Source organism: Peribacillus simplex (genome assembly GCF_030123325.1).
Classification (GTDB): domain Bacteria; phylum Bacillota; class Bacilli; order Bacillales; family DSM-1321; genus Peribacillus; species Peribacillus simplex_D.
In genome coordinates, this window is record NZ_CP126106.1 from 3,252,924 (window position 1) to 3,278,275 (window position 25,352).

Here is a 25,352-nt window from a genome sequence, read left to right on the forward strand (position 1 = left end):
TGACTTGGTTATACTTTATGGTTTTTTACTGCTACTGGATTGAAGAAATTAACGACACCCTGCCGAAAAACTGGCTAGCCAAGACCCCGCAAGATGCTTGCTTTGATGAGGCTTAGCTGACAGTCCGTCGAATGGGAGCGGATTTCTGAAATCAGGCTAGAACTTTTTTTGAGGGTTTGTAAAATTTGAACGCTGATTGGAACGTTTTTCAAATACAAAAAACTGCAGGCAAACTCGTCTTCTGCGAATTTGTCTACAGTCTGAGCGCCCTATATAATAATGGTCCGCAACTTTAAAAATTATAATATGGGTGATACCAGCCTTGCAATGGACTCTTTAAAACGAATCCATTTTGAACGCTTTTCAAACTCTTCAATTGTAAGCTGCCTGCAGACTTCGACATCCTTATAAAAGATCCTTGTCAGTGTCTCGGCCATTCCTTCATCATAAATGAAGGCATTGACTTCAAAGTTCAATTTAAAACTTCGGACATCAATGTTAGCTGTCCCCACCGAGGAGACCTCTTCGTCGACCACGATCATCTTCGCATGAATAAAGCCGTTATCATAGATGTATATCTTAGCTCCCGCTCTTAATAACTGCCCTGCATTGAAAGTTGTTGCCCAATAAACGAAAAGGTGATCAGGTTTATTCGGAATCATGATTTTTACATCTAACCCTGATAAGCTGGCAATCCTGAGTGCATCCAATAAACTTGCATCCGGTATGAAGTAAGGTGTTTGAATGAGAATCGATTTCTTTGCTGAAGATATTAATTTAATATAGCCATTTTTAATTTGTTCCCATTCAGAATCTGGCCCACTTGTCACTATTTGCAAATCTATATTGCCTTGAGGCTTTAAAACAGGGAAATAATGAGGTTGATAAGTTATATCATGGTGCTTTGATGCCTGATTCCAATCCAGGATAAAACGGGTTTGAATGGCTTTGACAGCCGAACCCTTTATTCGAAGGTGTGTATCACGCCAAAAACCGAATTTTGGATTAAGCCCTAAATATTCATCCCCAACATTAAAGCCTCCAACATACCCTACTTTTCCATCAATGATGACGAGCTTTCGATGGTTACGGAAATTCAGCCGTAAATTTATAAATTTTAATTTGGATGGAAAGAATGCCTCCACTCTTCCTCCAGCCTGCCTAAATTCCCTGAAGAAACTTTTAGTCATCCCTCTCGAACCCAGCTCGTCATAAAGCAGCCGAACTTTGACGCCTTCATTCGCTTTTTTAGTCAAAGCCTCAATGAATCGTTTACCCAGGCCGTCCTTTTGAATGATGTAGTATTGTATGTGTATATGGTTTTCGGCCGCTTCAATATCTTTAAAAAGCTGTTCAAACTTATTTTTTCCTTCCGTAAAAATATCGACTTGATTATCTTCAGTTAGCACGGCATCATTGTTCCGGAGATGCATATAAATCAAATCACGGTAATTACTTGAAGAAGCATTTCGAAATGGAAAATGATCCGTTGAAAGCTCTTCCATTTGTTTATCAAGGATTTCTTCAATCCCGATTTTCTTCTTGTCCTCCCATTGGAATAAGTGGGCGTGCCTTAAACTCGTTCCAAAAAGGAGATATAAGATAAAACCGACTACAGGCAGAAAATATAACACCAATAACCAAGCCCAGGTCGTGCTCGCTTCCCTTCTTTCAAAAAATATGACAATCGTGGCAAATAAAATATTTAGAATGATGACGAGGCCGAGCAAAACCGATGTAACATGCGTAAATTCCATAGTATACCCTCACTCAATTTTTATCCCTTTAAGGATACCATGCAAATTCTTTATATCAAAGGATTTGCTTATCAGAAATGAAAACAGAGAATTCACAAAAATGGACCTCTTCTTGTAGAGGCCCATTTTAAAAAAATCCATCCACCCTTGACACTGGGATCTCTCAGATTGGTCAGATTGTTTTTAATCCTTGTCTTAAAAATTCCAATTCAACAATAACAATAAATATAATTGCTTATCGGCTTTTCACTAATAAATTCACAGCTTCTTTCACTAGCTCTTCGGGATTCTTTTCTCCGGATTCATTAGCCTCCCGGACGCATTCTACAAGATTTGAACTTACAATTACCCCAATTGTCCTATCGATTGCAGATCTAGTGGCAGATAACTGCGTTACAACATCTCTGCAATCTTTGTTTTCCTCCATCATTTTCAATATCCCACGCAGCTGTCCTTCAATTCGCTTCACTCTATTTTTTACTTGCTTATCATATTCCATGTGAGGCCTCCTACCCTGCCTATTACTTATTTATCCTATCCTATCCAGACATCCATCATTAAACCTATTCAGTTGAAATGAAGGTTTGATAAAAATCATACAATTTATAATACATACCACTTAGGTATAATTGTCAAGTGTCAATATTATTCAATAATCATAGCTCCAATATGTAATTCTATTTTTGTACTAGGAGACTTTGTGCAACTGCCTCAGAAAACTCGATCGTCATTTGGGGAACGTAGGTTTTTAACAAAGCATTGACGATAGGGGCTTTGGCTCCTTTTGCCGTAATCGCCAGGCAGCCAGTCATTTTAGTCTGTCCACTTCCGCACTGTTCTGCTAAAAAATAGCCATGCCCATCAAATTTTTCATTTAATCCCTTAAGTTTAAATGTTACCTTATCGGGTTCAATCCATTCCAATATCTTCACTTCAAGTTTAATTTTCTTCTTCATTAATCCCAAATCGCTTTTAAACTCCCATATGAGTGTCCACTCATTTACCATCTCATGATTGATATATCCTGGGACAAGAGGTGCCCAACGATCTATACTACTTACAAATCCCCATACAGTTTTAATTGAAACAGGTAAAATGATACTATGCACACCTTCTGACAAAGCAGTTCCCCCTTAATTTTTCTTTTTACATCTTTTTAATGTATGGCTGAACAATATTGAATAGAACGGTAAGATCAGATTCTTAAACAAAATTCTCCCGGTGGTGAGAAACCATTTAGAGATATACAGCAAAGAATCGCCCCCTGCAATAAAGGGACGATCCTTTTTTATTGCTGGGTCTCAGACTTTAGACAAACTTGATACAAATTTAGAATGCCTACATTTTTTTGAGGGAGTGTAAAATATGAGCGTTGGTTTCCACTCCAGGCACTCGCTTTCCGCGGGCGGTCCGGGAGCCTCCTCGGCGCTCTTGGCTCCTGTGGGGTCTCCCTTGGACGCACTTTTCTAAGCAGGAGTCTCGTACCCTCCTTTCCAATCAACTTTGCTTAACAATGCAGATGGAACCCCTTTGGTCTATAAACTCAGACCCAGCTTAATTGCTGGGTCTGAGTTTATGAAAAGATTATTCTTACGTATCTTTTTAGGTTTCCTCATTTTCTTTAAATAAAGTAGGATCAGGATCAGGATCAGGATCAGAATCAATTATTATCTGACGCAAATTCAACCGTATACATATTCAATCTTGGATCAGGGTTAATCCAGGCACTTTCAAACACGAAGACGACTTTATAATTTGCGTAATCGGTATAAGTGACATAGTACATCCCTTCTTGCTCCACTTCACTTACAGGTTCACCAACCAATCCCTTCAACATGGATAAATGGATGGTTTGCAATTGCGGATCAAAATCATCAATGGCGGTAATCGTTTTTCTACCTGTTGAACCGTCATAGAGGAATCGGATATTATGGGACCAATAATTGGCCGCAACGGTACTTAAATCTTCCGGTGCACCCCAGGCTTTTTCCACTTTCTTCAACGAATCACCTACAGAAAATGGGCCACTGTTAATGGTTTGCTGGGATTCATAGGCTAAACCCATGATCTGCCGAATCAGAAGGTCTGGCGTGGATTGTGATGTTAATGAAGATGACGCAAAAGCAGCCTGCCCACTAAAAATGAGAAATGCGAGCATTAGAAATGTAACACTCCGGATAAAACGATTCACTTGTTTCAAAGTTATCCTCCCTTTCCACATGGAAATGACTAATTACATTATTTTTAAATATCTTAAAAAAGATGAAAAATTGCGTATATCATTCCAATTGGTTTTACCTTTACCATTAATATTCATTGGAACTTTGGACACATACCATTCGTTTTAGAAAAAACTTAAAATGAAATAATAAGCTATTTAACTTGACGCCAATGGTGCCTTCTTTATCCGAGTGGGCACAAAAAAACGTTCACATCGTTTCTTATGAAGATAGTTTATTTTTAAAAGATAACCATGGTGGAGATTTGGAGAACTCATTCTTAAATAGGGACTTTAAAACAAAAAGGGCTGCTATTTTGGGAGCACTGGATTTAGTTCCTAAAAAAGCTGCCGTGCAGGCACTGTAGCTGGACTGACTGGCTTATTTGGATATTTAAGAGGATTTGTAGCTGCTAATGCTATTAGATATTTTAGGGGGATGGGTTTTTTATAATCCATGATTTGAATGACGACCAAAAAATTGAATATTCAGTCTTCAATACCCACTATCAGTTGACGGACGGTTGGGAACATTTCATGTTGGTATGTATATAATTAATGACTATGCCTTTATACCAGCGGTCCTAAAGGCATAGTCATTACATCAAAAATCATCTAGATTTATGTTTTGTACTAATTTACTGGTTATTGCCGATCAAAAAGAGAAGCTCCCGCTATACCGGGTTTTGTCATCTCATAAGGATTTAGAATCAGATCCAATTCTTCTTCTGTCAACACATCATATTGTAAACAAAGTTCGCGAACTGATTTGCCTTTTAATATCGCTTCACGCGCAATACGTGAAACCACTTCGTACCCAAGGTGCGGATTGACTGCTGTAATCACTCCAACACTTTGTTCGACATAATCTTTTAAATGTTGCTCATTAGCTTCAATGCCTTCTAAACAATAATCTGTAAAGACATTGAAAGCATTGTTCATTATGCTAATTGATTGCAATAAATTGAATACAAGGACTGGCTCCATTACGTTCAACTCAAGTTGTCCTGCTTCAGAAGCTAAGCAAATCGTATTATCGTTCCCGATGACTTGGAAAGCGACTTGATTAATTAATTCTGGCATTACTGGATTTACTTTTCCTGGCATGATGGATGAACCTGGTTGACGTGCTGGAAGTGTGATTTCTCCTAATCCCGCTCTCGGTCCTGAAGCCATCAAACGTAAATCATTAGCAATTTTAGACATATTCATCATACATACTTTCAATGAAGCTGACACTTCAGTATATGCATCCGTATTCTGGGTTGCATCTACTAAATGTTCTGCTCCTACAAGCGGCAAGTTACTGATTTCAGCTAAATATTTAACAACATTTTCAATGTAACGAGGATCTGCGTTCAATCCCGTTCCCACGGCTGTTGCTCCCATATTCACTTCATATAAATGTTGACGTGATTGACTGATTCGTTTTATGTCCCGATCCAACACGCGGCTGTATGCCTCAAATTCTTGACCGAGTCGAATTGGCACTGCGTCCTGAAGATGTGTGCGTCCCATTTTGATAACATGATCAAATTGTTTTGCTTTTTTCTTTAAAACCGTACTCATCTTGGTCATTGTTTGTAACAATTGCTCTAAAAGCCTCAGTGTTGATAAATGAATGGCAGTAGGGAATACGTCATTGGTTGATTGCGACATGTTAACATGGCTATTTGGACTAACTTGTACATAATCCCCTTTATTGTGTCCCATGAGTTCTAACGCACGGTTGGCAACGATTTCATTAATGTTCATATTCATTGATGTACCTGCGCCGCCTTGAATTGGGTCAACGATGAAATATTCATGCCACTTTCCATCGATCACTTCATCAGAAGCTTTGACGATAGCGCTTCCAATACCATCATATAATCGTTTGGTATCCATATTTGCTAAAGCGGCTGCTTTTTTAATCATGGCTAGTGCACGAATCATTTCTTCATTGACCTTATAACCGGTAATCGGAAAATTCTCTACAGCGCGTAAAGTTTGTATTCCATAATAAACATCTGCCGGAATTTCCTTTTCCCCAAGAAAGTCTTTCTCGATGCGGTATGTTCTCTCTTCTATCAACATTTCATCTTGCCCCTTTGTTTGTTCTATAATGTAATATCCTCTGCAATCGGTGTTTCCATCATTTCCTTCACTTTTTTGGGATCTTGTGTCTTGGCTAAAATCCACATCAACTTAGGAACGATGGCTTCTGTATTCATATTTCCGGAACGAATGATGACATTCTTATTCACTTTTCGTCCCACTTCGTAAATATCCATATCTTCCCCTTCTTCCAAACATTGGGTAGTAATGACTACGGATATTCCACACTGTACTAACTCATTCAATTTTTCTAGAATATTTCTTCCTTGAAACGGAATACCACCGCTTCCATAACTTTCAATTACGATTCCCCGACATTGATTTTTCAGAGAATCAAAGAATTCAGGTTTAATACCGGGATACAGCTTAACCAAAGCAACATCAGTACATAGGGAAGCATCTAACTTAACTTCCTTTTTCTTTGGTGAATGAACTGGCTTTAGATACTCAATTTTATCTTTGAATATGGTAGCGATATATGGATAGTTTATACTTTCAAACGAATCATAGCTTTTAGTTCTCAATTTAATGGCCCTAGTACCCTGGATGACTCTACCATCAAAAACAACAAATACTCCTCCAATATCTTCACAAGCAAACCGAATCGCATCAGAGATATTTCTTTTGGCATCTGTCTTTTTAAAGGCAATTGGGATTTGAGAACCTGTAATGACAATTGGTTTCCCTAACTCTTGTAACATATACGAGAGCGCAGCTGAAGTGTAAGCCATTGTATCTGTTCCATGGGTAATCACAAAGCCATCGTAATCATGGTAGTGCTCATGGATGGATTGTGCCATTTCTGTCCAATCTTCGGGCTGCATATTTGTACTATCAATATTCATCAAAGGCTTACTATCAATCTGATAAAGTAAATCCAATCCCGGCAGGTGTCCTAAAAATTCGTCAGCTTTCATTTCTGGAACCAGTCCATCTTTTCCTTCTAACGATGCAATTGTACCACCTGTAGTAATTAACATCAACTTCTTCATTTTTGACTTCAACTTCTCCAATATACCCCCCCTATAAAACCTCCCTGTCTTACAATCATTCAATCTTCTTAGAAAAATGTTATCGCTATAAATGTACATGTTACGCGTACACCACATGTTATTATAGTCATGTTCCAGAGTGAAATCAAGCTCAAATCATTCATTACGCGTACGCTCATTCCAATTTGATGTTATAATGGATTTATATAAAAGGAGAGTTATAAGAATGATTGTAAATAGATTAACTACATTAAGGAAGGCCAAAAGGTGGTCTTTGCAATATACCGCTGACAGACTCGGAATCGCCAAGAGTACCTATGCAGGTTACGAATCGGGCCATCGCCGCCCTTCGTTAGAAACGATTAATTTATTAGCAGGCTTATATGATACATCCACTGATTACATTCTAGGTCGAGTGGATTATCCATCTAAAGATATTACCACAGAGTCACCACGAGTCATGGAATTAACGGATTCGCCAAATATGAATCTGGCTGTCGATGGAATCTCTCTTTCTGAAGAGGAAACGATTCAATTCATCGCTTTTATTAGAGCTAAACGAGAAGTGGAAATATATCGCGATAAACAAAATGTAACATAGCAGACATTGTGCATAAGACTTGGTATATTGGAATGACCACACTTCATCATCAGGTTCTTATAATATTCACGATATAACTGGCATGTTTTATTTAAAACTGTAAAATTCCATGGCTTTAACCAGTTAGGATAAGTCGGTTATGCTTAATCATCAAGTTCGCCCTTTGAAGCTACCCATAATTATTTCTGGATGACAAGAGAATAGGCAGATAAAACTTACTTACTTACTTACTGGTCTTATTAGCTTTTGGAATTCTAATAGTGCCCCGAGTTTAGAAAATTAAGTTTTATTAATTATATATAGAAGAAAGTAGACTAATTAAATGTCATCCATCATCATTATTCTGTTATCTTCTTTAACTTACTTCCTTTTCCATCAAGGGAAAAGGAGTAAATTCCGCTGTTTTTTCTATCCACCAACTATGCTTATTTAAGTTCAATACCCGAATTTCCCTCTTGATTTATTTGTAATGAAAGAAAAACCATAGCAAAGCTCATGGTTTTCCCCCGTTTATAAATGGACATTGCTGTCCCATCTTTAAAGCTAAAAACGAAGCTGAATTTTGGAAGCCTTATGAAGTGTAAGGTATATCGTTTAATTCATGTGCTTCTCTTTTCGGAAAGCGAAATTATAAAATCCTTAAAGGTATGGAAAATTGCTCAATATCTTGGTTGTTTAGAACTGTCTCATTCGATATGCCGTTTCCCAATAAATCAAGGCATCTCGTCTTCTTTTTCCCGATTTTTGAAAGCTTCATGTGTGACAATATCCTCGATTTGTTCATATTGCCGGCTATGTTCCTTCTCTTCGCTAATTCTATTATTGGGTAGATTTCCTGGATGTCCTTTTTCTTTGTGATTAAAACCTTTACCACGACTCATACTCATTCTCTCCTTTTTAATCATTATTTGTTTAGTTTCCCCAAGCACACAAAAAATATGATTTAATTTCTCTTTTTCCTGTTTTTGCAGCAGGTTTGGATTCACCTTTAATTTCAGCCGAAATTCATTGTAAAATAAGGGATATGTGTCAATCCGTGATGTTCCTTCACACCCGATCTAGTGCAAAAAAGAACAGGAATCGTCAAATTATGACACTTCCTGTTCTTTTTATTAGGGTTTTACTACTACTTACATACCTTATAACAGTTTGCTTAACAGTAAAAGGGTTAGGAGGATACCACAACGGAAGGTCTCCACTTTCTTGAAATGTCTGCAATATGATGCGGTTCCGTTCTGCAACATCCTCCAATTAAACGTGCCCCTGCATGGTGCCATTCTTCAGATTTCAGGTCGAACCTGTTACATGATTCTTCACCATGCCAGGTTTTAGTTTCCGGATTATATGTTTCACCAGAATTCGGATAAACTATAATTGGTTTATGCGTGTTTGAACGCAACACCTGTATGGCTTCCGTGATACCTGATATGGGCGCACAGTTGATGCCGATTGCAGCAATTTGCTCACTATCCCCAAACAATCTGGTACACTCCTCAAGCAATGTACCGTCACTAATCGCTTTTTCATTTTTCAATGAAAAGGATAGCCAAGCATAGACTTCTGGATAATCTTTCAATAATGTATGTAATACTTTTGCTTCTTGCAGAGAAGGAATCGTTTCAAATGCTAAAATGTCAGCACCGGCTTCAATCAAAGCAGATATTCGCGAGCGATGAAATGCAGTTAAAGTTTCATCGGAAACACCATAGTTTCCTACATACTCTGAACCATCTGCAAGGTAAGCCCCATAAGGTCCAACTGATGCAGCAACCAATGGCTTAGGTCTAATCGCTTGATATTCTTCTTCCTTCCAAAATTCATCTCTTGCTTTCCTTGCGAGTAAAACCGTTTTCCGGATTAGTTCCAAAGCCTCTTTCTCTTGTATTCCGCGGAGGGCGAAACCTTCAACTGTTGCTTGGTAGCTTGCCGTTATCGCACAATCAGCACCAGCCCGAAAGTAGTCAGAGTGAACTTGATAAATCACTTCTGGATTTTCAAGTAATACACGTGCAGACCACAGGGGATCGTCCAAATCGCACCCATGCCTTTCAAGCTCTGTAGCTAGAGCCCCGTCCAAAATCATGACTGAATGATCTCGTAATATTGCGTCAATTGGGCTAATTTTTTTATTCATGTTCTACTCCTCTTTTTCTTTATAGTTTGTGTCAGATAATAACTTCCATAGCAAAATAAAATAAAAGGAATGCCACAATATAGTGCAATTCGTTGTGTAGGATCAAATGCAATTCCTATGCAAGAAGCAAGACATAGCATAAAAGAAACGATTGGTATGAGTGGATATAATGGTGTATGAAAAGCCAAATCATTTACTGAATTTCCTTCTTTTATAAATCGTCTGCGAAATAGAAACTGTGACGCGCTAATACTCATCCAAACTACTACCACGGCTAATCCAGAAATGGATACAAGCACTATATATACAGTATCCGGTGCAATAATACTCGAGAAAAGGGCTAAACCACCTCCCAACATACTGCAAAGGACTGCATTTATCGGAACACCCCGTTTTGACAATTTTGCAAATATGGGTGATATAGTTTTCTTATCCGCAAGTGACCAAAGCATTCTGGATGATGCATATAATCCAGAATTTGCAGCAGACAAAATGGCAGTTAATATAACAAAGTTCATAATATCCGCTGCATACGGCACTCCAATTCGTTCGAGAACTGCAACAAAGGGGCTCTCTAGTACGCTTGCATCCGAAATAGGCAATAATGCGGATAATACAACAATGGTCCCTACAAAAAAGATGATCAATCTCCATAATGTCATACGGATTGCCTTTGGTATCGTTTTTTCTGGATTCACTGTTTCTCCAGCTGCAATTCCGATTAATTCAGTTCCAGAAAACGCGAAATTCACCGCGAGCATTGTCATTAGAATAGCAAAAGCACCATTCGGAAATAAACCTGCACTTGTAAAATTGGAAAATAACGGGGGTGATTGTGAATGAATTATTGGAATAAAACCTATCATTGCCGCAGCTCCCAGAATAATAAATATAACAATAGCAAATACCTTTATAGACGCAAACCAGAATTCGGATTCAGAGAAAAACTTAACGGTCCACGCATTTAAAGCCAAGACCAATATGGCAAATAGAGCACTCCATATCCAGACATTAATTGATGGAAACCATCGCTGCATTAACAATCCTGCAGCCGTAAATTCCGAACCTAGTGCAACAGTCCAGGTTAGCCAATACAACCAGGCTACTGTATATCCTGTCCCTGGTCCGATGTATTTGGCTGCGTAGCTATGAAACGCACCTGTCTCGGGCATTTGTACTGCCAGTTCACCTAGACATAGCATGACTAGATAAACCACTAAAGCCCCAATCAGATACGAAAGGATGGTGCCGAATGGGCCAGCCTGTTGAATCGTATAACCCGAACTTAAGAATAAACCAGTTCCAATCACCCCGCCAAGCGATAGCATTATTATATGCCGTGCTTGCATTTGCCTTTGAAAATCATGCTTCTTTTTGTTCACCATTCTTACTCTCCTTAATCTTGGATCCAGAAAAAACGAAAACGCACTCTAAAAAAGAGTGCGTTACTGACAAATAAACACGTACGGTCTTATCTATCAAGGTTTCACCCCCTGGAATTAGCACAGTGTCATTATAGACCTGTTGCTGAGGTTTCATAGGGCCAGTCCCTCCACCTCTCTGGATAAGAAATTATTTTTTTATAACTTTATCAATCTATGAAAAAATTGTCAAGTTTTGTTTCGAAATGTAAAGACTTCCTTATAAAATTCTAACGATCATGGCGCCGATGGCATTCATATAAAAATGGTTGCTCGTTTTTGAACAGTGCTTACCGCATTAAAATTGCAGATAAAGCTAACCGGGAAAATTTTGATCAAAAAAATGACGCCATCTTAAAAAGATGACGCCATTTTTACTTTCTTTTCACTTAAGGACGTTCTATTTCAAATAATTCCCCTAGTTTTGTATAAGTATGACCCGCTAATCTTGCTACAGGTTTCAGCCCATTCTGGTCAATTCGGCCATTATGGTAAATATCTTGCTCTATATGATAGCAGACTATTTTCCCTATCAATAAATCACATCCAGGTTTATTCTGGGAACCTGCCAATGGTATCGCATGCTCTAATGTACATTCAAAGCGTACCTTCGCTTCTTGCAATCCTGGTACTGATATCTTCTCACTAACAGCCAGCGTGAAATGGGTAAGACCCAATTCACTTTCGTCAGATGGGAGTTCCTTGGCCGTTCGATTTGCATCAGCTACATTATTTTCATCAGTGATATGAACAACGAATTCACCTTTTTGAATTGCATTTCGGGCTGTGTCCTTTGAAACTCCTTCTTTCCGTTGAACAGAAATGGAAATCATCGGAGGATTTGAACTGACTATGTTAAAAAAGCTGAATGGCGCTATATTGATTGTACCGGTGTCGGATTGTGTCGTAACCAGGGCTATAGGTCTCGGTATAATGCTTCCAGTCAAAAACTTGTAATTTTCCCGTTCAGTCAGACTTTCGGGATTAACAGAAATCATCTTCATTCCCTCTCATTCTTATAAAAAGTTCTTCTGAAACCATGATCCTGCTGCCTCAACCTCTGCACGTGTTAACTGATGACCGTAATTTTCCCAGTGAACATCCACTTTAGCACCAGCTTGCAGTAAAAGTTGATTAAGTTCATCAGTTTCTTCTGCCGGGCAAATCGGATCGTTTTTACCTGCAGCAATAAATACAGGTATATCCGAAAGGGATGGCAAAACAATCCCTCGTCTAGGCACCATTGGATGATGTAGGATCGCTCCTTGTAATGCCCCTTCGAAATGGAACAGCAAACTTGCCGCTATATTTGCACCATTGGAATAACCTAATGATACCACTCTGTCACGGTCGAAGTCATATTTTTGGGACGCTGATTCCAAGAAGTCATAAAGCTCTTTCGTACGGAAAATCAAGTCTTCTTCATCAAAAACCCCTTCGGATAACCGGCGGAAAAAACGAGGCATTCCGTTTTCAAGTACATTTCCCCGTACGCTTAATACGGATGAACCCGGGGAAACCATTTCCGCTAATGGCAAGAGATCTGTTTCCGTTCCTCCAGTGCCATGTAAAAGCAAAAGTAACGGAGCTTCTGGATTACTTCCTTTTTGAAAAATATGCTTCATCATTTATCCTCCTCTAGTACTCTCGGCACTGCCGGCAGTAACGTTTTCTCCATGATTCCCCTTTTTTCTTCCAGCCATGGCGGCAGCATTAATTTACTGCCCATCGTTTCCTTCGTTTCATCATGAGCGAAGCCAGGTGGATCTGTGGCCACTTCAAAAAGTATGCCTCCATCTTCCCTGAAATAAATGGCATCGAAGTATTGACGGTCTGTAAAGGGTGTCACACCATAGCCATGGTTGGCGATATGCTCCCTCCATTCTTTATGATCTTCATTATCGATTGCTCGCCATGCAAGATGATGGACAGTTCCCACTCCGATTTTCCCATTTGGCAAAACCGTTTTTTTAACATCTATCAAATTTCCGATGTCCGATGTGGATTTGAAGCGGATGTAATCGCCCTCTTCCCCAATCTTTTGCAGGCCGATCACATTCTCTAATAGTTCCATCGTTTTAATCGGTTTTGACGTCAATAATACGGCACCGCCGAATCCCTTGACAGCCTTATCAGCTGGTACACCGCCGAATGACCACTCGCTATTTTTCCCTTCTTTACGCTCAACCAGTTGAAGTTGCAAACCATGTGGGTCTTGAAATTCCAGATATTCCTCGCCGAAACGTGAAACCTTTTCAAAATCTATGTTAAATTTACCTAAACGCATTTCCCAGAAACCCAATGATCCTTCCGGAACGGCATATGTTGTAACACCCACTTGTCCTGAGCCAATTCTCCCTTTGTATGCCCCTGGCCAAGGAAAGAAAGTGATGATAGTGCCCGGAGAACCTGATTCATCTCCGAAATACAAATGATAGGTGCCTGGATCATCAAAATTAACGGTTTTCTTCACCATACGCAGTCCCAATACTCCAGCATAAAAATCCACGTTCTCTTGAGGATTGCCTACAATTGCGGTTATATGATGTATTCCTGCATTTTGCTTTTGCATGCCGATTACTTCCTTTCCCGTTGATTAATTTGTTGGTTTTGTATTCAGTGGTTTTAAATTCGCTTCAATATCCTTTCTTTTCGATTCTAAAAATGGTGGCAGGGCAAGGTTCTCACCTAAGTGCTGCTCTGCTTCATCCACTGCAAAACCTGGTCCATCAGTAGCTAATTCAAATAAGATGCCATTCGGCTCCCTAAAATAGAGTGAATGAAAATAAAAGCGGTCCACATATCCCGAGTTCACGAATTTCGATTCACTAATTTTCTCTATCCATTTTCTCAGTTCCCCTTCATTATCCACCCGGAAGGCAACATGGTGTACTCCACCCCTCCCCAACCTTTCCCGAGGTATGTCATTCCTTTCTTCAATATGGAGTTCGGCTCCTGTTCCTCCCTCACCTGTCTCGTAAACGACTATCGGATTTTGCCCCCTAATTGAGGATGGGTATGTGCCTGATTTCCTGAACCCCAATACCTTGGTAAGAACGCTTTCTGTTTGTTCAATATTGGGTACAGTAAGTTTTACTGGTCCTAATCCAAGGATTGAAAACTCTTGCGGTACCGGGCTTCCATCCCACGGTAATCCTCCTTGAACCCCGTTATTATCCTGATCGGAAACCAGAAGAAGCCTCTGCCCTTCAGGATCTTTAAAAGATAGCACCTTCCTTTCAAAACGGCTCGATATTTCATCATGCTCAACATTGAATTCAACAAACCTTTTTTTCCAATATCCTAGTGCTTCATCATCTCTCACCCTTAAGGAAATTTCTGAAATACTATTGTTCCCCTCATGTGTGCGGGCAGCATTGGGAATTTCAAAAAATGTCAATTCCGTACCCGGTGAACCAATTTGATCTCCATAAAATAAGTGATACACACGAACATCATCTTGATTCACCGTTTTTTTAATTAATCGCATCCCTAAGACTTTCGTGTAAAATTCAAAATTATTTCCCGCTTTAGCTGTAATCGCAGAAACATGATGCAATCCTTTTAATTCCATCCGTACCACTCCTATCTTTATAAATCTCCCCTTACGGAGAAGAATTAATCCGTAAATAATATCTCGAATTCAAAGTATTTAACCTTCACAATACTCTTAATACAAATATCTTGATTTAAAGATAAACGACAGTGATAAAATTGTCAACCATTTTCAATCAAATAATTTCGCCAGTATTCACTTAACATAAAAAATTAAAATCAGGTCAAAATAAATCAGTATAAAGAATGGAGGTGTGATATATGGGTAAAGATTTTTTTAGCGCAATTGAAGATAGACGCTCTTATTATTCCCTTAGCAAGGAACGTGTTGTTCCTAATAAAAGGATTAAAGAAGTTATCGATCATGCCGTTCAATATTCCCCTTCCGCTTTCAACTCCCAAAGTGCAAGAGTGATTGTTTTAACTGGCCAAAGCCACGACCAATTATGGGCTATCACGAAAAAAACATTAAGAAAAGCAATCGGTGTCAAGGATTTTGAAAAAACTGAAGAAAAAATGAAGTCATTTATAAATGGTTATGGTACGGTTTTATTCTTTGAAGACCAGGCCATTATAGATAGGCTTCAAGAACAATTCAACACGTATGCCGAAAACTTTCCGATTTGGTCGAACCAATCGTCTGCCATTTTACAATTTGTCGTATGGACTTCCTTGGAAATTGAAGGGTTTGGGGCAAGTCTTCAGCATTATAACCCTTTAATCGATGACGAAGTGAGAAAGACATGGGATATATCACGCGATTGGAAACTCATCGCACAGATGCCCTTTGGAAAACCAACTGCAGGGCCTGGCGATAAAGACTTCTCACCACTTGAAGAACGTGTGAAATATTATCATTGAAACAATAGGGGCTGTCTCTACATAACGAGCCAGCCCTTTCAGTTATTTCATTTAGTAATCCGGAAATGCTGCAAAAAATTTTGAAAATATCAATGATGCAAAGCCTATATATTCTACAACCGGCATGATTTTGATATCCTCAATGGCGTTCAACATGTACATTTCAAATCCCCCTTGTAACCTATTGAATTGGTGAAGAGCGCCCCGGTAGCCATTCCTTCAAATAATATGGTAGTTCACCGGAATATTGTTTAGCAGCATGTCCACTTTTCAGTAGGCTATATGTCTTATCCTTACATCTTAAATGCTTCATTATCGGATAAATCATTTCCTGTGGGACCAATCGATCATACTCACTCGCGCATACCAAAACACTAGCATCAATTTTCGATAGCTTCGCTTTTTTCCCCCTTACCTTAAAACCCCCATTAACCAAGCTATTTTTTATCAAAAGGTCTTTGGTTATTTGTTTTGCGGCTGCTCCGGATAATGGTATATGCCCATTAGCCCAAGCATTGAAGCGGCGCCAATTTTGAACGTATTCATCATCATCCGCTTGATTCAATAAAGATAAATAGGGTGATATATAGATAGGAGATGTAATTAATCGGATTCCGTATTTAACTGCACTGGCTGGGATCGTTTGATAAATATCAATCGTATCGTTAAAATCCGCGGTACCTTCCTTTAACGCTTCCTGCCATTGATCAAAAAATTCCGAGGCACTGAAATCAACCGGTGTAACGGAGAGGATCAAGTTCTTGATTGGCTCGTCTGCAATGGCAGCATAAATTGCGGCGATTGTACCGCCGAGGCAAAACCCCATAACTGTAATTTCTGATGCTCCAGAGTGGCGTAATGCACGCTGTACTCCTTTTTGAATATAATCGACGATATAATCTTCGATCGATATATCACCATCTTCAAAGCCCGGACTTCCAAAATCAAGCAAATATACATCAAAACCTTCATTCACAAAAGATTCTATTAAACTATTACCAGGGGACAAATCAAGAATCAAAGGAGTATTGATCAGTGAATATATAAGAAAAACCGGCACATCATATTTTTTTTGTGCTGATGGATAATACCAAAGCGTTGATTTGTTTTTTTTCCATACCTCTATTTTCGGCGTCTGTCCCATTTCAGGCATTGGCTGATTGGGAATATCCATAAAATGTTTCCATTTAGATATGGATTCGGATTGATTTTTTGGCTCTTTCCGCTTAGACATTTGAATTTCCCTGTCCAGATGAATCTAACTCAGGTAACTGCGAGCTTAACAATAAGGAGTTATTTATAAAATCCGATATCCTTTTTTTACGCCCTTCGATTTCATTGGATTCCCAACTTGACTTCTTTTTCTTACTGCGCGATGAGGCATTGCGTTTATTACTAACTGAAGAATTACCTCTGACGAGCCCGCCCCTATCCTCGACAAGTGTTGAAACCAGCTCTTCTAAACTATCAATTTTTTCTTCGAGCTGGATGACCAGTTTCGCTACACTCGCTACATCTTTTTTTGTTGGGTAATTCATGATGATGGACATTCTTTCTGAGGCTTCCTGCATTCTATTTATTCTTGGAATCTGCAATCGGGCATTGTCGCTTACTGCTTCTATTAACTCACGATTATTTAGCAAATCCTTAATTTTACCATTAAGCTGTTGCTCTTTTTGTGTGCCTAGTAATTTAAGCCCTTTATAAAAATTTGATTTTCCCGCCATATTTCTTCCTTCCTTTCTCCTCCGTTTACACTAATGCCGAAATTCCACCGTCAATGATCAAAACATGACCAACCATATAGTCAGAAGCCTGTGAGGCTAAAAATACGGCGGCACCCCTTAAATCATCTTCATCGCCAAACCTGCCAGCCGGAGTTTTACCTAATATGTCATAGTTAGACTTTTCAAGAATTTTCTTTGTGATTTTAGTCGGGAAAAATCCAGGTGCAATTGCATTGACTTGGATCCCATATCTAGCAAGTTTAACTCCTAAATCCTTGGTCATTGTAATGATGGCACCCTTACTGGTGTTATAAGCTATCGTATCCAATAGCTCAGGAAACGTCCCGCCAAGACCTGTCACCGATGCAATATTTATGATTTTTCCGGAATTTTGCTGCTTCATGACCTTCGCTACAGCCTGTGAAAACAGGAATGTACCTGTAACGTTAACATTCAATACTTTTTCCCACTTATCCTTGGGAAGATCCAAAAGCGGACCTGACCAAGACGTACCGCTGTTATTGACAAGAATATCAATCGTGCCGAATTGAGCAAGCGTTTCCTTGACGACATGGTCAATGGCACTCTGATCGGTGATATCACATTCAAAGGCAATGGCATTAACACCCATCGATTGCAAGTCTTCACATGCCTCCTTACATAGAGGAAAATTTCGTGAAGCAATGACGATATTTGCACCAGCCTCCCCCAACGCCATGGCGATCTGTTTGCCCAGTCCTCTGCCGCCGCCGGTGATGATAGCCGTTTTATTAGTCAAATCGAACATTTTACTCAATGTAGTCAACTTTTCAGCCCTTCCTTAATGAAGAATTATTTATATAAAACCGTCTATATCATTATAGAAAAGCCTATCCAATATTGTGCTTAAAATAGCCTAATGCCTCTGCCTTTTGTTTAAATCAACATGTATCCTTTATATCAATGAGGAATGCTTCGGTCAGCTGGCGGAAATTCGGCCTATTGGAAACTTAATTCGTCCGATTACTGAATTATTAGACTGAGTGAGCAAAATCGGATACTTAACCTGTTAAATCGTTTACACTATAGAACAGTAAGGAGGTTAAAAAAATGACGGTACATCACTTTCATTTAACCGCCGAATGGCCCGGCGGCAGAAATGATATCGGTACAATTCATTCAGGGAATCTTCAAACACAGATAAGTATTCCTACTGGAATGGAGGGACCAGGGATCGGCACTAATCCCGATGAAATGCTTCTTGGGGCGGCATCAACATGCTATATCATTACCTTTGCTGCAATGTTAGAGCGAGCCCATATAGAAAAAGCAAGATTGTCCATGCAATCGGAAGCGTTAGTGGATGTTACGAATGGTGTATTCACCTATAAGAAAATCATTCATTGCCCTGAACTTGTATTAGTCCAAGGCACTTCTGAAAAAGTGGTTGAAAAAGCGAGGAAACTTGCTGAAAAAGCTGAAACTTCATGTATGATTTCTAAAGCGATCAAAGGTAATGTAGAGGTGGAATTGAATATGACAATTTCCATAGCACAGTTTTAACCTTGAACTGAAAAAGTGCCTAACCCTATGTCGGTTTAGGCACTTTTTGAACTATTGAATCATGTTCACTTTATTTTCAACCTCGCGGCACACTTCATCAGCCGTTAAACCATTTGCTTCAATGATGGACGCTTTCAATGAAGTATCGCTTATACCCATCACATTACTTTCCAAACCTGTTACCACACAACAATCCACGTTTTTTACGTCAGCTTCTTGTTTAATCTCCACAACATCAAAACCTTTTTCACGAAGTGCTTCCTGAATATTCGTTAATGATTCTTCAACACCGATTTTTGACATCAACACACACCTCCTCTACCCTCTAACCTGTCCTTTTCACCTTCAATATATGTATAGGATGTAAAGGAAATAGGGAAAGTAATATCGAGGTGATAAACATGAATGGGAAAAACAAGAAAGATGCTTCACAAACTCGTTTAGGTTCTTCTCAGATAGAGGGGCAAGGTACCACTACGAAAGAAACCGGGGCCTTCACTCAACCTTCTTCACTTAAAAAGCAAAAACGTTCCTGATAAAAGAGAATCCTAAATCAACCATGGAACTCCGACTTCATGATACGCAAAAAAACGCTTGGTTTAACCGCCAAGCGTTTTCCTCTGCATGGACCTGTCTTCACTTTACAAGGTTCTTATATATTTTGTTTTCTGATTTCCCTTTGAATTTTTAGATCATTCAATCGATCTCCATCAATTGTTTTTGAATCCATTTTTGCTTTATCGGCTCCACCAGGGTTTAAATCACTTGCCCTTAAATTATTATTGGGCGCTGCTTGCTCGTTCCATTTGGTCATCATGATCTCCTCCTCAGTCCTTTATCTTTCCCAAACCTAAGAATTTTCATGAATACACCCCATCATTTATTGCAAAGATAGGAATGGAGGTGGTTTTATTGGAACCAAACAAACCCGGCAATAAGAATGTACCGGATTTTAAAGAGTTGAACGACCGTATCATCAGAGAAGCATCACAGAGTCCCCGTTTAGTGATAAAAACAAATTTGGATGCAAAGAATGTAAAGGATGAGAACCCTTATGCCGATCGGATCAACAGTGAAGGATTTTCTGATTTTTTTGAGGAATAAAACAAACCACTTTGTACAATTTGGACGTTGATTGGAACGAAGGGCACTCGCTTTCCGTGGGCTGTCCGGGAGCCTTGGCGCTTTTGCGCCCGCGGGGTTTCCCCTGGACGCGCTTTTCCCGCATCCCTTTTGTCTACAAAATGAAACCGGCTTTATAAGCCGGTTAATTTTAAAAATATTTTTTCTTCCAAAAAATGAATGCCGTCGTCCCAGCCAATGTGATGGCAATTAATAATGTAAAAATGAAAGCAAACGGATTATGTTCAAATGGCAGTTCCACATTCATTCCGTAAAAACTTGCCACCATCGTCGGAAGTGTTAAAATAATGGTCACTGAGGTTAGAAACTTCATGGCATTGTTGACATTATTGGAAATGATCGAAGCGAAGGCATCCATCATACCGCTAAGAATGGATAAATACACTTCTGCCATTTCGATTGCCTGAGCATTTTCGATGATTACATCCTCAAGCAATTCTTTATCTTCTTCATACATTTTCAAATAATTAAAACGGAGGATCTTATCAAGTACTACGCGATTGGATTTCAATGATGTCGTAAAATAAACCAGGCTTTTTTCCAAAGCAAGGAAAGTGTATAATTCTTTATTTTTCATGGACTGATGCAATTCACGTTCCGCTTCATTAGTCATCTTGTTAATCTGTTTCAGGTAACGTAAGTAATAGGATGAAATCTCAAATAATAATTGTAAAGCAAACCTTGTTTTCTTATTGGTGAAAAACCCTTTGATTTTATTGTTTTTGAAATTCGCCAATATCGGTGTTTCTTTCAAAGACACTGTAATGAAACAGTCTTTGGTAAAGATCATACCTATGGGGATCGTTTCAAAGATCGGTAAGTCGGCCTCGTCCCTGGTCAAATATGGGAAGTCGACAATAATTAAAACATTATCATCCTCTTTTTCGATTCGTGGCCTTTCCTCATCGTCCAGTGGATCTTTCATGAAATTGATCGGTAATTGCAAAGTCGTGCATATATAATCTATTTCAGCTTCTGTGGGCGCGACAATGTTCACCCATGAACCTTTTGTCATTTCCTCGATATTGTTTAGGTGACGGTTTTCATCCGTCTTGTAGATTTCAATCATTTCTTGACCTCCTCTTCTATAGAGAAAGCCTTATTTACCTTCTTCGAGCAGATACTCAGGGAGAATAACAGTCTCGACTTCTAGCATCATAGTGGCTTCCTCTTTCTTTCTGGGTTCAGGATCATAAGAACTGCTGCTCACTCGTATCCACTTCCTTTCGATTCTTTTATCTTAATCCTTATTCATTTAAAGCACAATAAAGAATTTAATACCATGAATCCACGCACAGAATTCACAATTATCTGATTTTTTTCATTTGAAAAATATAATACAAAAACGCTTGGGTATCCCCAAGCGAGTCTGTTTCATTATCCATGCTTCGCATTATTATAATAGTGAACACCATACATGGCGCCTTCATCTACCATTTTATTATCGTCATGATCATATGGATCAGGGTGACCTGCCTTTTCAATTACGGGATCCAGCTCGGAAGCCTTCCTATTCCAAAAGCCTACTGTTTTTGCTTTTGCATTGGACCATATGTCCTTCACTTTTCCTCTATTCGTTTTATTCGATAAAAATGAGACTCCGGCAACTCCGACTCCTATTAATACTACGTTTTTTCCTAATGCCATCATTACCTTCCCCCTTATTTATTGACTTGCTATATCTATACCCCACGTCAGTTAATTTAAACCTTTATTTATATGGAGGAATTTGATAAAAGAAATTAGGTTTCTTTATTTCATTGTTATATGGCTGATGAAAAACGTGTGTCGTCGCTGGAGACACCGGTGGAATTAACCAGGTCCAGTCCCCTGTTACTTTCCGGTCACAAGAGGCTTCTTTTTCTTCGAATTTCTTGAATTGTTTAGCTGCTGTATGGTGATCCACAATGCTGACTCCGTGTTTTTTATACGAATGAAGGACTGCTTCATTCAGTTCGATAAGGGCTCTATCTTTCCATAAATTCGAATCACGCTTAATATCCAAGCCCATTCTCTCCCCGATTGCCGGCAGCATATTGTAGCGTTCTTCATCCGCGAGGTTCCTGGCACCGATTTCCGTTCCCATGTACCACCCATTAAATGGTGCAGCTGAATAAGTAATACCACCAATTTCCAATCTCATACCGGAAATGATTGGAACTGCATACCATTTGATTTGAAGATCTTTGAACCATTTTAGCTTAGGGTGGGTGATTTGAACTTCTTTAATGAGGCTTTCAGGTATATCATGAAAACTAGGCGGTTTTCCGTCCAATTGGACTACAAGGGGTAAAATATCGAAAGGTCCGATTTTCCCTTCCCATCCTAATGCCATACATTGCTTGGTGAATTCGATTGAACTTGAATCACCGATTACTCCATGTTCAGTCTCATATCCTGCATATCGAATGAGCTGATGATTCCAAATATCCACTTTTCGATCATGATCTTTCTGTTTGAAAATGGTAATCACAGGTCTGATGCTCCCATTATTCGTAGCATATTCGATATGCTCAAAGAGAGACGATACTATTCCTTCTTCGCTTTGAACCATCCTTTTATCAATCACCCTCAGCGATTCCCAAAAAAAGCGTCCAATGCAACGATTGCTATTACGCCAAGCTAATTTAGCACCGTATACCAGTTCTTCATATGTATGTTCATATCTGCCTGTTTCATTTATTTCCTTGTTAATTTGTTCGATCCTGCCATTTATGTCCTCTTCCGTTTTCAATAATTCCGGATAACTTGTCCTGATAAAGGATACAGCCTCTTGCAGTAGATCATTCATCTTTCCCACGGATCCTTCCATTTGCAAAACTTTGACTTCAATATTAAAATAACATATTTTTCATGGCATCCCTAAAGAACACTATTGTTTAAAAGCTCATTTTTTTAAAATGTGGCAATTCCGAGGCGGAATACTTTTCATGATACTTAAAGTAAGCTCATAAATTTCATATACTAAATAATTATCGGTAAAGTTGTTACATATGAGGTAAATGGATTATAATATATTAATAATGAGGTGATATGATGAATAATACGACACTTTGTCCACGTTTTGAAAAAGGAATGCAAATCTTGAGTAAACGCTGGACTGGATTGATTGTCAATCAATTACTTAATGGCCCTCAACGGTTTTGTAATATTGAATCTGCATTCCCGATAAGCGGCAGGATTCTTTCTGAACGTTTAAAGGACTTGGAAATTGAAGGTATCGTTAAAAGGGACGTTTATCCAGAGACACCGGTCAGGATTGAATATTCTTTAACTGAAAAAGGCAAGGCTCTTGCACCGGTAATGAACGAAATTCAAAATTGGGCACAAGAATGGCTCGAACCAATACAGAATCAATGATATAGGAATTAAGAAGGGAGGAAGGTCTGCGGACCTCCTCCTTTTTTGTTTAAGTGCCAGTGCCTAGTGGTATATTTTTTACAGATAGAATAACACTAGGTTTATTCCAAATTTATGGGCGGTGAATTATGAAACAGGCAGATTGCATTATTATTGGTGGTGGTATAGCCGGTATTCAGGCAGCCATACAGCTCGGAAGATATAAACATGATATTATCGTCATTGATTCTAATCAAGGCCGATCTTCCATTGCCAAGGCTTACCATAACATTCTTGGATGGCCAGATGGGGTAAGCGGCAAACAATTAAGGACGCTTGGCCGACAGCACGCTGAAAAATTCGGTGTCGAATTCTTGGATGATACAGTGAAATCCCTTGAAAAAAAGCAGGACAAGTTTTTTATCCAAACAAAAAATGACAGGGAATATCAAGCTAAAATGGTTTTTTTTGGCACCGGCATTACCGATAACATTCCTCCAATCAAAAACATCTATCCAACTCTTGGGACATCCACATATATATGCCCTGATTGTGATGGGTATGAAATCATGGATAAGCAAACCGTTGTCATAGGAGGAGGAAATACGGGCGCGAGCATGGCGCTTACTCTATTATATTGGTCAAAAAATATCATTTATGTAAATCATTTGAAAACAAAAATTGATGAGGAGTATAGGGAAAAGTTAAAGGAAAATCAGATTCCCGTAATCGAAGAGGAAGTTTTTGAAGTCCATGTTGATGCCAAACAGCAGTTGACAGCCATACAATTGGTATCAGGTAAATTAATCGAAGCTGAAAAGGCATTCACGGCATTTAAGGGTAACAAACTTAATAATGAGCTGGCCTTACAATTGGGTGTGCAAGTAAATGAAAACAATCATGTGGTGATTCATCCACGGACTAAAGAAACGAATATTAAAGGAGTCTGGGCAGGCGGCGACCTCGTTGCCCATTCCGAACAAGTCACCATTTCGATGGGGGATGGTACCCAAGCAGCGATATGGATTCATAAGAGGCTGTTGGGCCAGCCACTTCCTTATGATTGACAACCTGATGGAAGATTAAAAGGCGACCTGTCAACCAGGCCGCCTTTTATATTGGTATATATAAAGTTTTCCACGTTAGCCTTCTAACACATCTATGTTCGATTCCTCCCCTTAAAAACTTTAACCAAAATGAGAATGACCGCGATGATAAGCAAGATATGTATAAATCCTGCAGCCACTTTAAAGACTAAACCAAGAACCCATAATAATATGATTAGACCAATAATTGTCCAAATCATGATTAAGCCCCCTTTCTTCCCTTCTTTAGATGATTTTTTATTAATAAGAACCTACAACGAAATTTTCTGCTTACATTTAAATTACCCCATATCTTTCTGTAACAAACCCTTACACTATTTTTTACATAAAACTGTAAATGCTGTAAATGATAATAAAGGAATGAGGAATCTTCCATATTGAAAAACAGCCACCATAAGGAAGAGACTTTCAGGTTTTACCACAAAAATCCAATTAGAAGGAGTCGTTCATTCATGAAAAAGTTTTTAGTCATCTGTTTAACAGCCTGTTCCCTATTCTTGGTTAATCTGAATCACTCGGCTGCACAGGAAAATAAAGCAAAGCCGGAAAGTGTTCAATTCACTGAAGCTCAAAAATCGGAAATCGCTAAGATCCAAAAACAGATACTCGCTGATAAAAAGATATTGATCGAAAAATATGTCGAGTTTGGCGCGCTTTCGAAAGAAGAAGCCGATAAAATGGTTTCACATTTTGAAGAACATTATAAAATGATGGAAGAACATAATTTTCAAATTCCGCCGCACCGCCCACATTCTCGACACATGCACAAGTAATTGCATGTTATTTGCCTATAGCCTGATAATCCGACCTGATGAACAGGCCGGATTATTTTCATTTCTTTCGTCCTTGATAAATAAAC

General features: G+C 39.0%; 30 protein-coding genes and 1 riboswitch. Of the genes, 8 read left to right on the top strand and 22 right to left on the bottom strand.

All coding sequences use genetic code 11. The annotated features are described in order from the left end of the window. Positions 1-299: 299 nt before the first annotated feature. From cls to QNH43_RS15285, 6 genes are all read right to left on the bottom strand, one after another. Entirely contained in the window at positions 300-1,757 is a 1,458-nt protein-coding gene (cls, locus tag QNH43_RS15260; RefSeq protein WP_283914789.1) for a cardiolipin synthase, read from the bottom strand. A 235-nt stretch (positions 1,758-1,992) separates the two neighbouring features. Beyond that, a complete protein-coding gene (locus tag QNH43_RS15265) occupies positions 1,993-2,256 on the bottom strand; it encodes a metal-sensitive transcriptional regulator (protein WP_054395644.1) in 264 nt (87 codons plus the stop codon). Positions 2,257-2,434: 178 nt separating this feature from the next. Then, positions 2,435-2,878, bottom strand: a complete 444-nt coding sequence (locus QNH43_RS15270; protein WP_283914790.1) for an SRPBCC family protein — start codon at positions 2,876-2,878, stop codon at positions 2,435-2,437. Positions 2,879-3,417: 539 nt separating this feature from the next. Further along, positions 3,418-3,948, bottom strand: coding sequence for a DUF4309 domain-containing protein (locus tag QNH43_RS15275; protein WP_283918375.1), 531 nt, complete (start codon positions 3,946-3,948; stop codon positions 3,418-3,420). Between the two features lie 672 nt (positions 3,949-4,620). After that, positions 4,621-6,051: an aspartate ammonia-lyase gene (gene aspA / locus QNH43_RS15280; protein WP_076369768.1), complete on the bottom strand. Its 1,431-nt coding sequence runs from the start codon at positions 6,049-6,051 to the stop codon at positions 4,621-4,623. 23 nt (positions 6,052-6,074) lie between these two features. Next, positions 6,075-7,064, bottom strand: a complete 990-nt coding sequence (locus tag QNH43_RS15285) for an asparaginase (protein WP_283918376.1) — start codon at positions 7,062-7,064, stop codon at positions 6,075-6,077. Positions 7,065-7,290: 226 nt separating this feature from the next. Here QNH43_RS15285 and QNH43_RS15290 point away from each other — a divergent pair, with 226 nt between their 5' ends. Beyond that, positions 7,291-7,665, top strand: a complete 375-nt coding sequence (locus tag QNH43_RS15290) for a helix-turn-helix domain-containing protein (protein ID WP_283914791.1) — start codon at positions 7,291-7,293, stop codon at positions 7,663-7,665. 713 nt (positions 7,666-8,378) lie between these two features. Here the strand turns inward: QNH43_RS15290 and QNH43_RS15295 are convergent. From QNH43_RS15295 to QNH43_RS15325, 7 genes are all read right to left on the bottom strand, one after another. Continuing rightward, positions 8,379-8,546 carry a hypothetical protein gene (locus tag QNH43_RS15295; RefSeq protein ID WP_283914792.1) on the bottom strand — a complete coding sequence of 56 codons (168 nt, stop codon included), beginning with the start codon at positions 8,544-8,546 and terminating at the stop codon, positions 8,379-8,381. 287 nt (positions 8,547-8,833) lie between these two features. Continuing rightward, entirely contained in the window at positions 8,834-9,799 is a 966-nt protein-coding gene (gene mmuM / locus QNH43_RS15300) for a homocysteine S-methyltransferase (RefSeq protein WP_283914793.1), read from the bottom strand. After that, complete coding sequence (gene mmuP / locus QNH43_RS15305; RefSeq protein WP_283914794.1) at positions 9,796-11,184, bottom strand: S-methylmethionine permease; 1,389 nt, start codon at positions 11,182-11,184, stop codon at positions 9,796-9,798. Before mmuP ends, mmuM begins: the two co-directional genes overlap by 4 nt. An 83-nt stretch (positions 11,185-11,267) precedes the next feature. Next, positions 11,268-11,370, bottom strand: a riboswitch (SAM riboswitch). Positions 11,371-11,609: 239 nt separating this feature from the next. After that, positions 11,610-12,218, bottom strand: coding sequence for a flavin reductase family protein (locus QNH43_RS15310; protein ID WP_283914795.1), 609 nt, complete (start codon positions 12,216-12,218; stop codon positions 11,610-11,612). 18 nt (positions 12,219-12,236) lie between these two features. Further along, positions 12,237-12,845, bottom strand: coding sequence for an alpha/beta hydrolase (locus QNH43_RS15315; RefSeq protein WP_283914796.1), 609 nt, complete (start codon positions 12,843-12,845; stop codon positions 12,237-12,239). After that, complete coding sequence (locus QNH43_RS15320) at positions 12,845-13,792, bottom strand: ring-cleaving dioxygenase (RefSeq protein ID WP_283914797.1); 948 nt, start codon at positions 13,790-13,792, stop codon at positions 12,845-12,847. Before QNH43_RS15320 ends, QNH43_RS15315 begins: the two co-directional genes overlap by 1 nt. 24 nt (positions 13,793-13,816) lie before the next feature. Next, positions 13,817-14,794, bottom strand: coding sequence for a ring-cleaving dioxygenase (locus QNH43_RS15325; RefSeq protein ID WP_283914798.1), 978 nt, complete (start codon positions 14,792-14,794; stop codon positions 13,817-13,819). A 242-nt stretch (positions 14,795-15,036) separates the two neighbouring features. Here QNH43_RS15325 and QNH43_RS15330 point away from each other — a divergent pair, with 242 nt between their 5' ends. Beyond that, positions 15,037-15,636 carry a nitroreductase family protein gene (locus QNH43_RS15330; protein WP_283914799.1) on the top strand — a complete coding sequence of 200 codons (600 nt, stop codon included), beginning with the start codon at positions 15,037-15,039 and terminating at the stop codon, positions 15,634-15,636. A 181-nt stretch (positions 15,637-15,817) separates the two neighbouring features. Here the strand turns inward: QNH43_RS15330 and QNH43_RS15335 are convergent, their stop codons facing one another. Genes QNH43_RS15335 through QNH43_RS15345 form a run of 3 tightly spaced genes read right to left on the bottom strand, consistent with a single transcriptional unit; the run spans position 15,818 to position 18,150 of the window. Beyond that, a complete protein-coding gene (locus QNH43_RS15335) occupies positions 15,818-16,870 on the bottom strand; it encodes an alpha/beta fold hydrolase (protein ID WP_283914800.1) in 1,053 nt (350 codons plus the stop codon). After that, a complete protein-coding gene (locus QNH43_RS15340) occupies positions 16,863-17,363 on the bottom strand; it encodes a hypothetical protein (RefSeq protein ID WP_283914801.1) in 501 nt (166 codons plus the stop codon). The genes QNH43_RS15335 and QNH43_RS15340 overlap by 8 nt, the downstream gene beginning before the upstream one ends. Positions 17,364-17,388: 25 nt before the next feature. Beyond that, positions 17,389-18,150: an SDR family oxidoreductase gene (locus QNH43_RS15345; RefSeq protein ID WP_283918377.1), complete on the bottom strand. Its 762-nt coding sequence runs from the start codon at positions 18,148-18,150 to the stop codon at positions 17,389-17,391. Between the two features lie 302 nt (positions 18,151-18,452). Here QNH43_RS15345 and QNH43_RS15350 point away from each other — a divergent pair, with 302 nt between their 5' ends. Beyond that, on the top strand, positions 18,453-18,905 hold the full coding sequence (locus tag QNH43_RS15350; RefSeq protein ID WP_283914802.1) for an OsmC family protein: 453 nt from the start codon (positions 18,453-18,455) through the stop codon (positions 18,903-18,905). 51 nt (positions 18,906-18,956) lie between these two features. Here the strand turns inward: QNH43_RS15350 and QNH43_RS15355 are convergent, their stop codons facing one another. Further along, positions 18,957-19,208, bottom strand: coding sequence for a YkuS family protein (locus QNH43_RS15355; protein ID WP_283914803.1), 252 nt, complete (start codon positions 19,206-19,208; stop codon positions 18,957-18,959). A 98-nt stretch (positions 19,209-19,306) separates the two neighbouring features. Here QNH43_RS15355 and QNH43_RS15360 point away from each other — a divergent pair, with 98 nt between their 5' ends. Further along, positions 19,307-19,441 carry a YuzL family protein gene (locus tag QNH43_RS15360; protein WP_098369432.1) on the top strand — a complete coding sequence of 45 codons (135 nt, stop codon included), beginning with the start codon at positions 19,307-19,309 and terminating at the stop codon, positions 19,439-19,441. Positions 19,442-19,557: 116 nt separating this feature from the next. Here QNH43_RS15360 and QNH43_RS15365 read toward each other — a convergent pair whose 3' ends face one another. Continuing rightward, on the bottom strand, positions 19,558-19,722 hold the full coding sequence (locus QNH43_RS15365; protein ID WP_283914804.1) for a hypothetical protein: 165 nt from the start codon (positions 19,720-19,722) through the stop codon (positions 19,558-19,560). 95 nt (positions 19,723-19,817) lie between these two features. On the opposite strand from QNH43_RS15365, the gene QNH43_RS15370 reads away from it, so the two are divergent. After that, entirely contained in the window at positions 19,818-20,009 is a 192-nt protein-coding gene (locus QNH43_RS15370) for a hypothetical protein (protein WP_377396808.1), read from the top strand. A 169-nt stretch (positions 20,010-20,178) separates the two neighbouring features. Here the strand turns inward: QNH43_RS15370 and QNH43_RS15375 are convergent, their stop codons facing one another. From QNH43_RS15375 to QNH43_RS15385, 3 genes are all read right to left on the bottom strand, one after another. After that, a complete protein-coding gene (locus QNH43_RS15375; RefSeq protein ID WP_283914805.1) occupies positions 20,179-21,117 on the bottom strand; it encodes a magnesium transporter CorA family protein in 939 nt (312 codons plus the stop codon). A 308-nt stretch (positions 21,118-21,425) separates the two neighbouring features. Then, on the bottom strand, positions 21,426-21,698 hold the full coding sequence (locus QNH43_RS15380; protein WP_076369795.1) for a hypothetical protein: 273 nt from the start codon (positions 21,696-21,698) through the stop codon (positions 21,426-21,428). A 61-nt stretch (positions 21,699-21,759) separates the two neighbouring features. Beyond that, positions 21,760-22,839 (bottom strand): nitric oxide synthase oxygenase, encoded by a 1,080-nt coding sequence (locus QNH43_RS15385; protein WP_283914806.1) that lies wholly within the window; start codon positions 22,837-22,839, stop codon positions 21,760-21,762. 245 nt (positions 22,840-23,084) lie between these two features. Here QNH43_RS15385 and QNH43_RS15390 point away from each other — a divergent pair, with 245 nt between their 5' ends. Continuing rightward, positions 23,085-23,408 carry a catDE operon transcriptional regulator CatR gene (locus QNH43_RS15390; protein ID WP_048678030.1) on the top strand — a complete coding sequence of 108 codons (324 nt, stop codon included), beginning with the start codon at positions 23,085-23,087 and terminating at the stop codon, positions 23,406-23,408. 128 nt (positions 23,409-23,536) lie between these two features. Further along, positions 23,537-24,454, top strand: a complete 918-nt coding sequence (locus QNH43_RS15395; protein WP_283914807.1) for an NAD(P)/FAD-dependent oxidoreductase — start codon at positions 23,537-23,539, stop codon at positions 24,452-24,454. A 92-nt stretch (positions 24,455-24,546) separates the two neighbouring features. Here the strand turns inward: QNH43_RS15395 and QNH43_RS15400 are convergent, their stop codons facing one another. Next, positions 24,547-24,693 carry a lmo0937 family membrane protein gene (locus QNH43_RS15400; RefSeq protein WP_141993711.1) on the bottom strand — a complete coding sequence of 49 codons (147 nt, stop codon included), beginning with the start codon at positions 24,691-24,693 and terminating at the stop codon, positions 24,547-24,549. A 252-nt stretch (positions 24,694-24,945) separates the two neighbouring features. Here QNH43_RS15400 and QNH43_RS15405 point away from each other — a divergent pair, with 252 nt between their 5' ends. After that, positions 24,946-25,266: a YckD family protein gene (locus tag QNH43_RS15405; protein WP_283914808.1), complete on the top strand. Its 321-nt coding sequence runs from the start codon at positions 24,946-24,948 to the stop codon at positions 25,264-25,266. Positions 25,267-25,352: the final 86 nt, after the last annotated feature.